We start from the raw sequence: 15,470 nt of genomic DNA, 5'->3' as shown, positions 1-15,470 counted from the left end.
CCTGATAGCATGGATGATTTAGGACAATAAAAAGGATTAGATTTTCTCGATGACCATTTAAAAGATGAACTATGTATAAATTTGAGAATAGAAACTTTGCAAAAACGAATAGAAGAAAGTATTAGAGCTTTTGATTTACGAAAAGTTGGATTTATTGTAAATGAATTGGCTAAAGACTCCAAATCTGACGTTAGTAAATATTCTGCACGCTCATTTGCCAAAGCCATAGCAACAGGACAAATGAGAAGACAGGCAATGGTTAGCAGTGACTACGCAATAAAGGTAACAAATCTTCTAACACATAACTCCTTAGATTCCTCAACAAAGGAAAGGGTAAGGTAATTAAAGATAATAGATGAATTGTTAGAATCGCCAAGCTGATAATCAACAATCAGAAACAAGGACACTATGTTTTATTCCATATAGTGTTTTTCTTTATTCAAAAAATCAACAATAAAGTTTAACAGAGCCTTATAAAACTATTCTTTTTATAATTTAGTTTGTTATTTTACTCCTTTACATAGAAGATGTGATCTTTTTATTTTTAATAAATTTTATCTTATTTAAAGTATATTAACATTAGACACTTTATTATTTACTTAATGTAACGTACTTTCTGGGAAGATAGGAAGGTAATAAAAGTAATGACCGTCTTTTGAAATAAATGGGTATGATATATAATAAATCTTTAATCAAAACATTTTGAAGGGAAATGTAATATGATAATTTCTAAGCCACGTAAAAAACATAAAGTGAAGCATCTGGAACCTGCAAGTATCTTGTTCGTGGGGTTTTTAGGATTAATATTGCTCGGCACCGGCTTATTAATGATTCCTGCTGCTACAAGCGATAGACATCATCTAAGCTTTATTGATGCTCTTTTTGAAGCCACTTCTGCTGTATGTGTAACAGGCCTAGCCGTGGTAGATACGGGGACAACATTTACTTTATTTGGACAGATCATTTTGCTTGTGCTCATTCAAGTTGGTGGCTGGGGATTCATGACTATTGGTATACTCATGTTTATTGTACTAGGTAAAAAAATAGGATTACAACAAAGATTAATACTTAAGGAATCTCTAAATGCTTTTTCGCTACAAGGCGTTATTGCATTAGTCCAACGTGTTGTGCTAATTACATTGGCTGTGGAAGGTATAGGAGCGCTTATCCTAGCTATTCGTTGGTCCCAAGAAATGAGCTGGGGAAAGGCTATTTATTATGGCATATTCCATTCTATCTCTGCTTTTAATAATGCAGGATTTGGTTTGGAACCAGATAATTTAAGCAAATGGGTAGGAGATCCAACCGTAAATATTATGATTACGTTACTTTTCATAATAGGAGGGACTGGATTTTTTGTCATTGCAGACATTTTTCAGAAACGAAACATAAGAAAGTTTTCTCTTCACACTAAAATTGTATTAGTTTCAACTATCCTACTAAATGTCGTGAGTACACTCATTATTTTTACTCTAGAATATCATAACTCTCATACTTTAGGTCAATTAAGCATGGGGGATAAATGGTGGGCAGCTTACTTTCAGGGTGTAGTTCCTCGTACTGCTGGTTTTAATACCTTGGATATCGGGGCGCTCACATTGCCTTCAAAAGTGTATATAATGGGTCTTATGTTTATTGGAGCGGCCCCAGGTTCAACAGGCGGTGGAATTAAAATAACTACGTTTGTCTTAATATTGTTTGCTTTATGGTCAGTATTGACAAATAAAGAAGAGATTAATGTTTTTCGACGCCGAATTCCTAAATCGCTTGTGTATAGAGCTTTTTCTATTGCTACTTCTGGCATTATTTTTGTTTCTATTATTTTCTTTCTACTCACAATCACAGAAAAAGGTATAGACATGTCTACCCTTTTGTTTGAAACGTTCTCTGCTTCTGGAACAGTTGGATTAAGTGCTAACTTTACAGGAGATTTAAGTCCTATAGGCCGAATTCTGATTACAATTATGATGTTTATTGGCAGAGTGGGACCTCTTACCATTGGCTTTGTACTTGCGATTCGTTCAAACAAACAATCTAAAATTAGGTATGCAGAAGAAAAGATTCTTATTGGTTAAAAATTTATTTTAAATATATAATTTGGTCAACATATTCATGATGTAGGCACAAGTAGCCTAAACCACGAATATCTCTTTTTATTATGAACAAACTACTCAAGGTGCTGAGAATTATCTTCGATCTAAATCTCATTAACCTGTAGAAAAACTCCCTATTTATTGGAGGGAGTTTTTTCTAATTTTAAACTGTATATGATTTTAGTTAACATAAAACATTTATCGGAAATAGTATGAGCTATTCTAGAAACCAACTTAGTTATAATAAAGAATTTAACATCTCATTAAAGTCTTCCTGAGTATCTTTGATATTATTAAAAAACTGTTCATCTACTTTTTCTACAATTGGAATCCCTTGTTTAACCTTATTTTTTCCTTCTGCAGTTATAGATAATAAAATTTCTCGCTTATCTAAGGGGTTCTTACTTCGCTCCAAAAGCCTTTTTGTTTCAATAGTACGTACTACATCAGAAACCATCATAATATTTAACTTTGTAAAATCAGCAAGCTTTTTTTGAGTCACGTTTTCTCCTTTAGTCTGTAGAAAATCACATGCTGCTAGTAACACAAATTGTGAATGAGTAACATTTATCTTACTCAGTTCTTTTGTTATGAGTCTTTGCCATGCATGTGTTACTTGCCATAATAGAAATCCTGAGCTATCTTCTGGATTATTAAATTTGGAAACCCATTTCATGTTGTTTTACCCCCATAGCTTTAGCAATTATTAAAAAGTCTTCCCGTTCTATCTCAAAATGCCCTCTTCTAAAGAGTAAACCTACATTTGGGGTCATACGGGCAAAATTTAATAAAGGCTTAATTTCTAAATAACTAGCAGATTGACATTCTTTGAACTCTACATCTATTCTATTCGGTATAAAGTTTGGATTCATTTCGTAAAGATAAACCTCCCCGGATTTAACTTTACCAATAGCAGTAAAAGACTGTAAAGGTAAGCCATTTTTATAAGATGTCTTTGGTGAATAATAAATGAGCCAATCTCCTGCTTTCATTCGTTTTAAAGGATATGCTTTACCATGACATAGTTGAGCAAAGCCATTTTCCTCTCCTATTCTTACATGATCCTCAGATACTACACCTATCCAATATCTTATTTTAGTCATTCGTTTTCACCTGCCAATTTAACAAGTCTATCTATAGAATGAGGGATATTTTTTGTTAACAAGGGTCCTATCTGACCTCCTATTTCCTTAGCATGAAGACCTGAAATGCTAACGCCATGAGTAATTTTAGTTTGGGAATCAGCATTGTTTATGTAATGGTAAAAAGCAATTTGTATATTTTGTTCGTCTATTACCATAACATTTGTAAAGCTTCGATTTTCTTTCACTTCTTTAAGAGTAAAGGTACTAGGTTTTTGATTGAGAACTGTTAGAGTTCCAATACTCCCCGTTGTAAAGGGACCCTCTAAATGAGCCTCTATAATTTCGTCATCCCACTTTGACCATTTAGATATATCTTGATACAGATTCCAAATAGATGTAGGGCTAGAAGTAGTAAAAATAGCATGTTCGTAGTTCCACATAATAAGACCTCCTAAAATAGTAAGTGCACGTATTATTAATAATACGTGCACTTACTATCTGTGTCAATATTTAACAGAAGGTTTATCCTGCATAAAAATCTAGTTACCATAATCAAAATTCTAGGAATTTAAAAAACTTAAATCAAATTCTTATTTTTAATACACCAATCTAACATAAATGTTAAAATATGTAGAAAACACTTAAGGAGAACTACACATGAGAGAAGACTTTAGCAATACAGCTTTAATTGTCATTGACGTTCAAAGAGCTTTTGAAGATGAGAAATGGGGCACAAGAAATAACCTTAATGCTGAGGAGAATATCCAAAATCTTTTAAAGACATGGCGAGAAAAAGAATACCCTATTATACATATCCAGCACTTGTCCGATAACGATCAATCCATTTTCCACCCTAGTAAACAAAGTTCGGGTTTCAAAGATATTGCAGTTCCAGTTAAAAACGAAACAATTTTTAAAAAGAAAGTAAACAGTGCCTTTATAGGAACTGGACTTGAGAATCATTTAAAAGTACATAAAATAGAAAAAGTCGTAATAGTAGGATTAACAACTCCACATTGTGTATCAACTACTACTCGAATGAGTGGTAATTTAGGATTTGAAACGTACCTAGTATCAGATGCCACAGCTGCATTTGCAATAAAAGGAGCAGATAATACATATTATTCAGCTGAACAAATACATAATGTGTCATTAGCAACTTTAGACGATGAATTTGCTACAGTTTTAACAACTGAAGAATTGATCGAAAAGTTAGAGCTAAACGAAAAAATACAGTCTTAAGAGTTTTGTTTTAACTGTATATGATATGCATTTCTAGTTAACATAATGTCTCTTTCCGGTACACATACCAAAAAAGAACCCTTGTCGCAGAACGGTTCTGCCGAGGGTTCTTTTTCCGGAGTATGCAGCTTTTTATACATCCTTGATATGACGGCCTTTACTCGATACCCAAGTGGGAGGCGGATGAATAAAAAGTGCACGTTTTATTCATATGCTTGTAATGGAAAAGATAGTATTTATAGCGAAAATTCGCTATGTCTTATAAGCTACCTCACCTGACGACCCGAGGTAGTTTTCTATTTGTTCTTTGTAAGACATACTTTTTAAAATATATATTTGTGTAATCATTATCTTTGGACAGACGTAGGGAATTGTGAGAAGATATACATATAATAAAGCCAAAAAACACATCTCTAAGAGATGTGTTTTTTGTTTCAATTTTCACTTTATAACACTCAATGCATAAAGTAAGCAAATTGATAACCATTGAGTAAATACTAGCATAATTAAAAAGCAGTGGCAAATCGTAGATGGCAGCTTTTTATTTGAAAAAAGTATTAGAAAGTCTTCCTTCTAGCCCTTCCTATTTATTGACATTAAACCAGCCTTTTCGTTTAAACCAGAGAATCATACCGATGGTCATTAAAGCCATAATTCCTAAAACAATATAATATCCGTAGTGCCAGTGAAGTTCAGGCATATGATCAAAGTTCATCCCATATAACCCTACGACAAAGGTAAGGGGGATAAAAATAGAGGAGATAATTGTTAGTGTCATCATAATAGAATTCATCCGATTGGCATTAAGTGAAAGGTAGTTATCTCTCATATCTGATGTCATATCTCGATTGGCTTCCACCATGCTTGTTAATTTTATTAAGTGATCATAGATGTCATTGAAATAGGCTTTCTGCTCTGTAGGTATATGTAAACGCTCAGAATTAATAATTCGATATAGCAGATCACGCATAGGAAGAACGGTTTTTCTGAGCTTTAATAAATCACTTCGGATATCAAAAACATCATTCATTAGTAAAGCAATTGACTTTTTGGCATCTTTGCTTTCAATTTCATTTAATTTATCCTCAATTTCATACACAATTGGGAAGTAATCATCCACTAATTGGTCCAGAACCGCATAAGCGATATAGGACACTCCTTTATTAAATCCACTAGGATGTTGTAAAAGACGTTGTTGTACTGTTTCAATACTGAGTAATGGTTTAAGGTGAAAGGTTACTAAATAATTATCTCCGATAAATAAGTCCACTTCTTCAACATCTAATGTGTGGCTATTTAAATAATGAAGAACTAAAAAGCTGTAACCCTCATAATAATCAAGTTTAGGGCGTTGTAATAAGTGAAGACAATCTTCGATAGCTAAAGGGTGAAAGTGGAAAAACGTCTCTAACACTTTTGCTTCCTCTTCAGAAGGAGAGGAAAAGTCTACCCAAAACCATTTAATTGAGGAATCAGATAAGTGAGCAAGGGGCACATCTTCTTTAACCTGTAGGTCTTGTGTAATAGCTATTGTTCGAATCATACTGCTGCTCCTCCATGTGATTAACGATTCTATACATTATAGTATGTTACATAAAATAAACGATTAATCCAACTGCTAACAAGACAATGAAATCTTTCTGATACTTTCTTCTCTTTTCTTCACTTGTATCTTTATTCTTACCAAAATATTTATCTATAAAAATAATAAAACAAAGCAGGAGGAAACTAAGAATGATATCTAGTATTAAGAAATGAAAGAAATCATCTGTAGTAGTCAATGACATAGTAATTCTCCTTATTTCTCACGTTTAAGTGTGAGAATACTAAATAAGTCTCTCTTCATATTTTAATCAGGGACAAAAAGTTCTAAAATCAATGTAGCTGTATAATAACGAATAGCATATAAAAGAAAGGATTCGCTTTTTATTGTTTTCCTTATCCTAATGTTTATAATTAAAACATGAAAAACAACTTATTATATAACAAAATGTTCTATATGTCCTGATTTTTTGGAAGAAAGAGAATGATTAATCTTAAAACAGGAACGTCTAAGAAGTGTATAAGTTAATAAGGTGAGATGGAGAGGAAAGGATAAAACGTAACGATATATAATAAAAGAGATAGTAGTGGGAGATTTTTATGAAATATGCACAAATTTTTATTGATAATCGAATTCGAAATGCAACGTTGATTGTATTGCTTATTTGTATGAGTATAGCTTGGCTTTTTGATAGCGATTACTGGTACAATATAGCCGTTCTTATGGTTTCAGTATCTTTTCTCTTACATGGTATAAATGATTATATCGTAGGAAAGAACAAAGCACGAGGAACTGTTATTATACTATTGAGTGTTCTTTTTACTCTATATAATCTACTAAGAATCTTTGTTTTATGATAAAAATAAGATTTTTACACTTGCAAGGAACGAGGAGTTTTTATGTTTAAGAAAATAGTAAAATGTTATGATTACAAATTTATTGTAGCCTTAATTGTTCTAAGCCTCATCGGTTTAGTCATGGTCTACAGTGCTAGTATGGTAACGGCGGTTAGTCGTTACGGTGTTGAAGGGGATTATTTTTATCAAAAGCAAAAACTTGCTCTGATAGCAGGCTTTTTCTTTTTCTGTGTTGCTGCCTTTATTCCTTATAAAATTTATCGAGAGAAAAAAGTATTAAAAATCTTATTAATAACAGTGATTACACTCCTTGCCTTGGTCCTTATTTTTGGACATACGGCAGGAAATGCACAAAGCTGGCTTATCCTGGGCCCGATTAGAATACAACCATTAGAATTTACGAAACTAACGATCATTGTATATTTATCGGCTGTTTTTGCGAATAAACAAGAGTATATCAATGATCTAAAGCGCTCTGTTATTCCACCTACCCTTGTTGTATTGTTTATTTGTTTCTTAATTGCTTTACAACCCGATTACGGTGGGATTTTACTTATTTTAGGTACAGTTGCAGCTATTGTTTTATGTTCAGGTATCTCGAAGAAATCAATGCTAAAGATTGCCTTACTAGGAGTAATAGGCATCCTTATTATGTTAGTCGTTTTATTAGTGACGGGACATATAGACACCGTGTTTTCGCCTGTTCGTTTAGCTCGTTTTACTGGCTATCTACATCCTTTTGAGAACCAACAAGGAAATGGGTACCAACTGGTTAACTCCTACTTGGCAATAGGGAGTGGTGGACTATCGGGCATGGGATTAGGGCAAAGTGTTCAAAAGGCAGGTTATCTGCCTGAATCTCACACAGATTTTATTATGGCAATTATTGCGGAGGAACTAGGTTTTTGGGGAGTACTTCTTGTATTAGGACTATTATTTTTTATTATCCTTCAAGGGTTAAAAATAGCAAGAAAATCTAATGATCCTTTTGGGGCACTACTAGCTATCGGTATTTCCGTTATGATAGGTATTCAAGCATTTGTTAACCTTGGAGCAGTAACGGGAATTCTTCCTATTACAGGTGTAACGTTACCTTTTGTAAGTTATGGCGGTTCTTCTCTTACCTTGCTTATGTTTGCTGTAGGAGTACTAGCGAATATATCCATGTTTAATAAATTTGAAAAGAAATACAAGCACAAAGTAACAGATCCAAGGAAACTGAAAAGTATCTAATGATTTGTATGAATGACATTTCTATAAAAATTATTGAGGATAAAATAAAATTATAAACAAAAGACACTGGTTAAGAGCCAGTGTCTTTTGCTTATGTAGAAAGGTTAAGTTTGTAGTATTACTAAAGGAATTCAAAGGGCTATTAGAAATCCTCTTATGTATGATTCATATACTTTACTAAAAATCTTTATTTAGAAGATGAAAATTATTCCCTTCGAAAAAACTGCAAGGCGCTATAAATGATCCATAGAAAGCAGGCTGCAATAACTTGTTTTTCTATGCAAAGAATAATTGTCCATAGTATCACTAAAATTAAAATAGGAATAGATAACTTTCTTATCATTCACACCTTCCCCCTTCTTCATTATTCTCCTATCTATATTCATGAAACCGGAGTGGATTGCCTTTTTTGCAAAAAAAAAAGACGCCATAGTAGGCGTCTATATCCAACAAAATTGTTGGGAAAAAGGGAAAGAATGCTAAATTAAAGCATTAACATGATCTTATTTGGTCATTATCCTTTTTAAAAAGAACAAAACATACATTGTAGGTAACACAAATAAGCTACTTAAATTCTCTATTTCATTTATTGATCCTGTGGATCTACCTCGAGACTTTCAACTTCATCAGTCTTCTTTACTTCTAATCGCACAACTTTGTTTTTACTATCTCCAGGCATATTGTCGTCATCTTGCTCAAAGTCTTTAGCTTTTTTATAAGTCTTTTTTCCACTAGACACTTCTATTGTTACATCATTATCGGTTTCATTAATTAATTTTCCAATTATGCTGTAATCTCCATCAGCATCTTTTTCGTATATACCATTTGAATCTGCTTTTGCTTGAGGAGTTAACTCTAGACTTTCTGCATTATTATTTTTAGCATCAATCTCTACGTTTACTTGTTTTCCATTAATATCTTTAGGTGTATCTTTTTCTTTTTTAAACGACTTACTTTTAGGTATCTTTACTTTTTTACCATCGATAACAAGTGTTAACTCATCGTTCGTTTCTTTCTCTAATGTTCCTACTAAATCAAAGTCTTCACCTTGCTGTTTACTATCCGGATCTTTGGAGAACTGTTGTAAATTTGATTTATTTTCAGAAGAGCTATTTTCACTTTGTGATGTATTTTGCGATGATTCATTTTGATTAGAGCATCCTACAAGAGATCCTGTAGCTAAAGTACCGGCTAATGAAATACAAAGCATTACCATTTTTTTATTCATATAGCTTATTTCTCCTTTTTCTTTGTTTTTATTTATATTGCCTATTCTTTAAAAAACCAAACGAAATTACTTTTTTAAAACCGGAGAAGTTATATAGCATAGTCACAAGAATAATCATAATTATTCTTGTGTTAACTACTATCTTTGTATGAGACCTTGCTGTCACCAAATTGAAATTAATTAGTTAGACATTTTTTTCTTTTCTTTATAATGAACTGTATATAGCATTATAACTATGAACCAAAACGCACTAATAAGGTATCCGCCTAAAATATCGCTTGGATGGTGTACACCTAGATAAATACGACTGAATCCCATTGCTAAGATAAGAATGCTTGCTAGTAAGGAAAATACGGCCTTTATTTTATTGCTCTTTAAATGTGTCCATAACAGAAATAGAAGTATACCGTAAAGAACAAAGGAATTCATAGCATGTTGACTAGGAAAGCTATGTTTATCCACCTCTACTAAATGAGATCCATCTGGTCGTGAACGGCTAAATAAATACTTTAGACCCTCGCTAAGCAGTCTTTCTCCTATCATGGCAACAATGAATAGAACAGAGGCAAAACGACGTTTAGTTACAAAATAAAGGTAAAATAAAATTACAAGACAGATTCCGATAACACAGTAAGTTGATCCAATAAAATCAAAAAATTTCATTATAGGCGTTAAGTAAGAAGATCGTTTATGATGGATAAAAGATGATAACCATTTGTCAAATTCACTAAACTTGCCCATTTCAACTAAGATACCAGTACAAACAAAGCTAATTAGCAGTAACAGTCCAAGAACATATAATTTTAACTTTACTGATACCTTCATATTGAAATCTCCAGTTCTATATAAGTAATACTATTATTTACATGTATTTCACATATATACAATTTAGCTTCCTCAGAACCCTACTGTAGTAACCTGGCTTTCTTTCACTAAAGATGCGGTAATTATGGAAAGGCTAAAAGTGTTTATAATACTCAAAAGGAGCACTAACAAAGTTGCCTGAAAACTTCTGAATATTTACATTTTAATAAATATTATTTAGAGAATTAGTGTTAAAATAATGAAAGTTCCATTCTCTAGGATTACCGTTCATATAGATGGTCATTCTAATGTAAGCAAATTCTTTAACATAATGAATTATAATTTGGAAAGGAGGAAAATAGATGGACTCTATCTGGATCGAATACGCTTGGGCATTGTTAATTCTAATTGGTTTAGAAGGTTTATTATCAGCTGACAATGCTCTTGTACTAGCAGTCATAGCTAAACATCTACCGGATAATGAGAAGAAAAAAGCAATTAATTATGGAATTCTTATGGCATTTATTTTTCGATTTGGTGCTCTCTTCGCTATTTCATTTATCGCCAACGTCTGGTGGATTCAGGCGGTAGGAGCAGCTTATCTTCTGTATTTAGGTTTGAAGCATGTCCTTAAGGCACGGCTTGGGAAACACAACGAGAATATTCATAATGATGATGAAAAGGAGTCTGCTGGAAAAGGATTCTGGCCGACAGTAGGAAAAATTGCGTTAGCTGATTTGGCTTTTGCGATTGATTCTATTTTAGCTGCGGTAGCTATAGCCCTTGGTCTTCCAGATTCACAGTTTGGTGAAATTGGTGGTATGGATGGGGGACAATTTGCAGTTGTAGTTTTGGGAGGAATTGCAGGTCTTATCTTGATTAAGTTTGCAGCGACCTGGTTTGTAAAACTCCTCGAAAAGCGTCCTGCCTTGGAAACTACAGCATATGCCATTGTTGCTTGGGTGGGTGTCAAACTTGCTGTTATTACACTTGCTCATAAAGATATAGGTGTCTTAGACCCTCATTTTCCCCATAGTACTATTTGGACATTAATCTTCTATGGAGTATTAGTTGGTATTGCTCTACTAGGTTGGTTTGCACCGAGCAATAAGTCTTTAGAAAGGCCTTCAGCTTAAAAAAATAATTAAGTATGGCGTATTAACGTAGAGAAACTTTCTGAATTAGACTATGTAAAAAAGGAAAATTAGAAGGCCTTGTAAAATTCACAGGGCTTTTTTGCATATAAAGACAATCTAGATAAATTAAATAGTTCGTAAAAGTATACCTTTACGGACTTTTCTTTTATATAAGGAACTTATCACTTTGATCGTTCGTTTTAGTTTTAAAACAAATTACGAACGTCTTCATATGTTTATGCACTTTTATGAACATTTTTGATGAAACAAAAGGAAGTTTGATATTAGAATAAATAAGTTAGAGTGGAGGAGCTGACGCAGGGAAAGCAACTTCAATACCTCAAGTAGTATTAGACGGTCCTAAAGAAATTGTTGATAGAAGATGCATCTATGTTATTATGTATACTAATGCTCTAAGAGACCGTATAAAAAATTATCAAATTAAATAAGAAGATACCTAAGCAGTTAGATACTAAAACCTTGCAGTTCCTCTTATTAAGAAAGTTTATCCCTCCATTGCACCACCTTTTTTATGAACAGCAATTTATAAAAGGAGCACAGATAAAATTGTTACTTAATTAAACGTAGCGAAGTCTTATATAGCTGTTATATCAAATGATTCAAGGGAATACATGTTAATTATACGAATGATTCATCACCCACTATAAGTAAGTATTAAACCGTTGAATTATATAGTTTGACTTAGAGTGCAAGCAGCAAATATCTTACAAGGTGGTATATCTATTGAAAGTTGAAACACGTAGCGTTGAATTTGTTCCAGTAGACGAACGTCATGGAAAAGCAAAAGATTTGTTCCCTATTTGGTTTGGAGCAAACATGCACATTACAACTCTTGTAACAGGTGCATTACCAATTAGTTTAGGCCTTAATTTATTTTGGAGTTTCGCAGCTATTATACTTGGAACCTTATTGGGTGCTATTTTTATGGCTTCACATTCTGCTCAGGGACCTAAACTTGGAATTCCTCAAATGATTCAAAGTCGAGCACAGTTTGGAGTAATCGGAGCTATTTTCCCGTTATTTCTGGTAATGTTCGTGTATTTAGGTTTTTTCGCAAGTAGTAGTGTGCTTGCAGCACAAACATTAAACAGTTTAATACCCATTAATCAAAGCTGGGCCATAATAATCTTAAATATTCTTTGTTTTATTGTTGCAATTTTTGGCCATGATTTAATTCATAAAATGCAGAAAGTATTATCATGGTCTTCATTTGTTGTGTATCTAGCAGCAACAATTATTATATTTCAGTTACCACTTCCGACAGGAAGTTTTTCATTAGGTGGTTTGGATTTACCTGTATTTTTACTCGCTATCAGCATTGTAGCAACATGGCAATTAGCATATGCACCATACGTAGCAGACTATTCACGCTATCTGCCCGTTAATACATCAACTGCACAAACCTTTTGGTATAGTTACCTGGGTACATTTGTAGGGACTGTATGGATGATGATTTTAGGAGCAACTTTAACAACTACTATTCCTAATTTCCTTGATCATTCTGGTGGGAATTTAGCTCACTTATTCGGAAGTTTTGCTATCTTTATGTATTTGATCATTATTTTTGGTCAACTAGCTATTAATGTTTTTAATTTATATGGTGCTTTCATGTCAACCGTTACAACTATAGAGCCCTTTTGGAAGCTGAAAGTAACACAAAAAGTTAGAGTAGGGATGATGTTTTGTGTTACATTGGCAGGTACTATCCTATGTTTATTAGGCCAAAGTAATTTTCTATCGTTTTTCTTAAATTTTATCTTTTTCATTAGTTATTTCTTGATTCCTTGGACGTCTATCAATCTTGTGGACTACTACTTATTACGCCGTGGTCAATATAATGTGAAAGATATCTTCGATGTAAATGGTCAATACGGAAAAATAAACGGAATCACTTGCATGGCATTTGCTGTATCAATTGTTGCAGAGATTCCTTTTATTAACACATCATTCTACATTGGTCCCGTAGCAAAGGCATTTGGTGGCGCAGATATTGCCTGGCTAATTGGAATAATAGTTCCCGCGATCTTATATTATTTTCCGATGAAACAAAAGTTAAATAAAGAGGTTTGTGGTAACTGAACTCGAAAGAAAGGCCTGTATCTAAACAGATACAGGCCTTTCTTTAACCCATGAAAAGAGAATAAACATTCTTTTTGTATGTAACAAAAACGAGATGCAAACGATTATGCATCCCGTCATGTGAAGAAGGAAAAAATAGCTTTTAATGCAGCATATGATCTTTAAGGAACACCTCATTTACGTAATTGCATTGCCTAATGAAACAGTAACTTGAAAAAGTATATTCTCTTTAACAAACACCTCATTTAAGCATTGAACTAAAAAAATATACAATGTGAACGAAATCGTTCTTGGTCTGGGACAAACACCTCATTTGCATAGTTATAAATGAACGTTATTGTCTACCCATTATATATATTCTTACTACGCTCATGATTACCATCCCCTTATGAATCAAACATACATCGATTTACAATAAGGTTTTCTGAAATATGCCTGCTGTAGACACCTCATCCCAAATGTAAGAAGCTTTGTAATGATTAGTTGTAATCAATAACTTGTTTTCCTTCTTCCCTAAATAGAATATCCCAATAGCCTATTTATAATTCAGTAAAGCTAACAGGGGTTTTTTGGATTACATGTACCCTTTATTTATAAGAAAGATTAAATAATGAAGTTTTATTATGAAGAGCTATAATAAGTAAATATATGTACTTATTCATTTTATTTAATGTGCTAGAGCATCAAAAAGCTATGCTACATGTGCCTATCATAAGTCTTGGCAGGGGGAAGATGAATAGTTAGAACTTGTTGAAGGGGATATTTTTCTTATTTGCTATCCATCCTACTATGTGTTACACTACGGATAACTTATTTTTGTTCGGTATATTGAGAAAAGAAAAAACCCTAATTAGAAGTTTTTATCTTGAAATAGTATGTTTGGGCAAGATTGGTAATACATTTGTGGATCATTCCACAGCAGGAGGCAACATTATGACACAAGGTACAGTAAAATGGTTTAATGCAGACAAAGGTTTCGGTTTCATCGAAGTTGAAGGCGGAGACGATGTATTCGTTCATTTCAGTGCTATTCAAGGTGAAGGTTTCAAATCATTAGAAGAAGGTCAAAAAGTTACTTTTGATATTGAGCAAGGTCAACGTGGAGCACAAGCTGCTAACGTTCACAAAGCATAATAAAAAGTAATCACAAAAAAGACTCCTGTACAGGAGTCTTTTTTTTATGGTTTTATAATTAGAAAACCATGATTTATCTACCAGTAATTGAATAGAAACCCCAGGGTTTTAAAAAACCTGGGGTTTAGACAAGACGATCGATACAAGGTTAATTAGTTATAACATACAATAGAAATAGAAAGCAAATATGAACAAAGGCTTTTTTATGTATAGGTAGTGTTTAATCTTTTAAAAAGCATAGGTGTACATTATTTTCTATGGGGATTACGGGGGATTTTATCAATAAGGCGTTTTTTAGCTTCCATCTGACTTTTACACAACGGACATTTCTGATGACTATCGTAAGAGAAGTCTTTCCTCATCCAGCCTTTACATTCTTCTACTGTACATTTCCAAATTTCTGTTTCTTCTTGAACCGGAGGTTCTTGATTTCTTTTACTATAATACATACTAATCACTACTCCTCTCTTTATAAGTATGCTTTATAAAGAGAGCGTAGATACTTTATATTTTTTCTTTCGTTCATATTTTATTAGCACCAATTTCATAGTTAAAAAAGTGGAGTGGGGATTTTAAGAGACAATAGTTAATGTTTAATGAATAGTTGTTACCGTGATGTGTAAAATACAATGGAAATAAAAAAGAATGTTTTTTTAGAAAAACTATTGACGTTTCATATAATATGTTTTAATATTATTAAGCGTCGTTGAAACGACAACTTATAATTTGAACATTGAACATTGAACTTTGAAAACTGAACAAAGCGACAAACGTCAACGTTAAATTTTATTTTTTAAATTGAGCAAGTCAAACATTTCTTCGGAGAGTTTGATCCTGGCTCAGGATGAACGCTGGCGGCGTGCCTAATACATGCAAGTCGAGCGAACTGATTAGAAGCTTGCTTCTATGACGTTAGCGGCGGACGGGTGAGTAACACGTGGGCAACCTGCCTGTAAGACTGGGATAACTTCGGGAAACCGAAGCTAATACCGGATAGGATCTTCTCCTTCATGGG

The 15,470-nt window shown here is 33.1% G+C and carries 14 protein-coding genes, 1 rRNA gene and 1 pseudogene; 8 read left to right on the top strand and 8 right to left on the bottom strand.

Features of this window, described 5'->3' with window-relative positions:
- Positions 1-48: 48 nt before the first annotated feature.
- Both LJC66_RS28045 and LJC66_RS14790 read left to right on the top strand, forming a co-directional pair.
- Positions 49-342 (top strand): annotated as a pseudogene (locus LJC66_RS28045) (putative immunity protein); the annotation flags it as partial.
- Between the two features lie 377 nt (positions 343-719).
- Positions 720-2,075 (top strand): TrkH family potassium uptake protein, encoded by a 1,356-nt coding sequence (locus LJC66_RS14790; RefSeq protein ID WP_230932902.1) that lies wholly within the window; start codon positions 720-722, stop codon positions 2,073-2,075.
- 256 nt (positions 2,076-2,331) lie between these two features.
- On the opposite strand, the gene LJC66_RS14785 is transcribed toward LJC66_RS14790, so the two are convergent.
- From LJC66_RS14785 to LJC66_RS14775, 3 genes are read right to left on the bottom strand one after another with little or no spacing between them, the layout of a single operon-like run.
- Positions 2,332-2,769 (bottom strand): MarR family winged helix-turn-helix transcriptional regulator, encoded by a 438-nt coding sequence (locus LJC66_RS14785; RefSeq protein WP_136790394.1) that lies wholly within the window; start codon positions 2,767-2,769, stop codon positions 2,332-2,334.
- Positions 2,747-3,196, bottom strand: a complete 450-nt coding sequence (locus tag LJC66_RS14780) for an EVE domain-containing protein (protein ID WP_136790395.1) — start codon at positions 3,194-3,196, stop codon at positions 2,747-2,749. Before LJC66_RS14780 ends, LJC66_RS14785 begins: the two co-directional genes overlap by 23 nt.
- Positions 3,193-3,618 carry an SRPBCC family protein gene (locus LJC66_RS14775; RefSeq protein ID WP_230932901.1) on the bottom strand — a complete coding sequence of 142 codons (426 nt, stop codon included), beginning with the start codon at positions 3,616-3,618 and terminating at the stop codon, positions 3,193-3,195. Before LJC66_RS14775 ends, LJC66_RS14780 begins: the two co-directional genes overlap by 4 nt.
- A gap of 217 nt (positions 3,619-3,835) precedes the next feature.
- Here LJC66_RS14775 and LJC66_RS14770 point away from each other — a divergent pair, with 217 nt between their 5' ends.
- Positions 3,836-4,420, top strand: coding sequence for a cysteine hydrolase family protein (locus LJC66_RS14770; RefSeq protein WP_230932900.1), 585 nt, complete (start codon positions 3,836-3,838; stop codon positions 4,418-4,420).
- A 583-nt stretch (positions 4,421-5,003) separates the two neighbouring features.
- Here the strand turns inward: LJC66_RS14770 and corA are convergent.
- Both corA and LJC66_RS14760 read right to left on the bottom strand, forming a co-directional pair.
- On the bottom strand, positions 5,004-5,963 hold the full coding sequence (gene corA / locus LJC66_RS14765; protein WP_230932899.1) for a magnesium/cobalt transporter CorA: 960 nt from the start codon (positions 5,961-5,963) through the stop codon (positions 5,004-5,006).
- Positions 5,964-6,009: 46 nt separating this feature from the next.
- Positions 6,010-6,207: a hypothetical protein gene (locus tag LJC66_RS14760; protein ID WP_230932898.1), complete on the bottom strand. Its 198-nt coding sequence runs from the start codon at positions 6,205-6,207 to the stop codon at positions 6,010-6,012.
- 655 nt (positions 6,208-6,862) lie between these two features.
- Between LJC66_RS14760 and ftsW the strand changes: the two genes are divergently transcribed.
- Complete coding sequence (ftsW, locus tag LJC66_RS14755; RefSeq protein ID WP_098433829.1) at positions 6,863-8,053, top strand: putative lipid II flippase FtsW; 1,191 nt, start codon at positions 6,863-6,865, stop codon at positions 8,051-8,053.
- Between the two features lie 586 nt (positions 8,054-8,639).
- Here ftsW and LJC66_RS14750 read toward each other — a convergent pair.
- Complete coding sequence (locus LJC66_RS14750; protein WP_098433828.1) at positions 8,640-9,281, bottom strand: hypothetical protein; 642 nt, start codon at positions 9,279-9,281, stop codon at positions 8,640-8,642.
- A 180-nt stretch (positions 9,282-9,461) separates the two neighbouring features.
- Entirely contained in the window at positions 9,462-10,106 is a 645-nt protein-coding gene (locus LJC66_RS14745; RefSeq protein WP_230932897.1) for a phosphatase PAP2 family protein, read from the bottom strand.
- A gap of 341 nt (positions 10,107-10,447) precedes the next feature.
- On the opposite strand from LJC66_RS14745, the gene LJC66_RS14740 reads away from it, so the two are divergent.
- The 3 genes from LJC66_RS14740 (at position 10,448) to LJC66_RS14730 (ending at position 14,455) form a co-directional block, all read left to right on the top strand.
- Positions 10,448-11,221, top strand: coding sequence for a TerC family protein (locus tag LJC66_RS14740; RefSeq protein WP_230932896.1), 774 nt, complete (start codon positions 10,448-10,450; stop codon positions 11,219-11,221).
- 744 nt (positions 11,222-11,965) lie between these two features.
- The gene (locus LJC66_RS14735; RefSeq protein ID WP_230932895.1) at positions 11,966-13,321 is read left to right on the top strand and encodes a purine-cytosine permease family protein; all 1,356 of its coding nucleotides are present in this window, start codon (positions 11,966-11,968) and stop codon (positions 13,319-13,321) included.
- 933 nt (positions 13,322-14,254) lie between these two features.
- A complete protein-coding gene (locus LJC66_RS14730; RefSeq protein WP_045295226.1) occupies positions 14,255-14,455 on the top strand; it encodes a cold-shock protein in 201 nt (66 codons plus the stop codon).
- 248 nt (positions 14,456-14,703) lie between these two features.
- On the opposite strand, the gene LJC66_RS14725 is transcribed toward LJC66_RS14730, so the two are convergent.
- Entirely contained in the window at positions 14,704-14,904 is a 201-nt protein-coding gene (locus LJC66_RS14725; protein WP_195696755.1) for a cold-inducible protein YdjO-related protein, read from the bottom strand.
- Between the two features lie 367 nt (positions 14,905-15,271).
- On the opposite strand from LJC66_RS14725, the gene LJC66_RS14720 reads away from it, so the two are divergent.
- Positions 15,272-15,470: ribosomal RNA gene (locus LJC66_RS14720) — 16S ribosomal RNA — on the top strand; the annotation flags it as partial.

Origin of the sequence: Priestia sp. TSO9, from assembly GCF_021029645.1 — a bacterium.
Taxonomy (GTDB): Bacteria; Bacillota; Bacilli; order Bacillales; family Bacillaceae_H; genus Priestia; species Priestia megaterium_E.
This window is presented reverse-complemented; position numbering and strand designations above follow the sequence as displayed.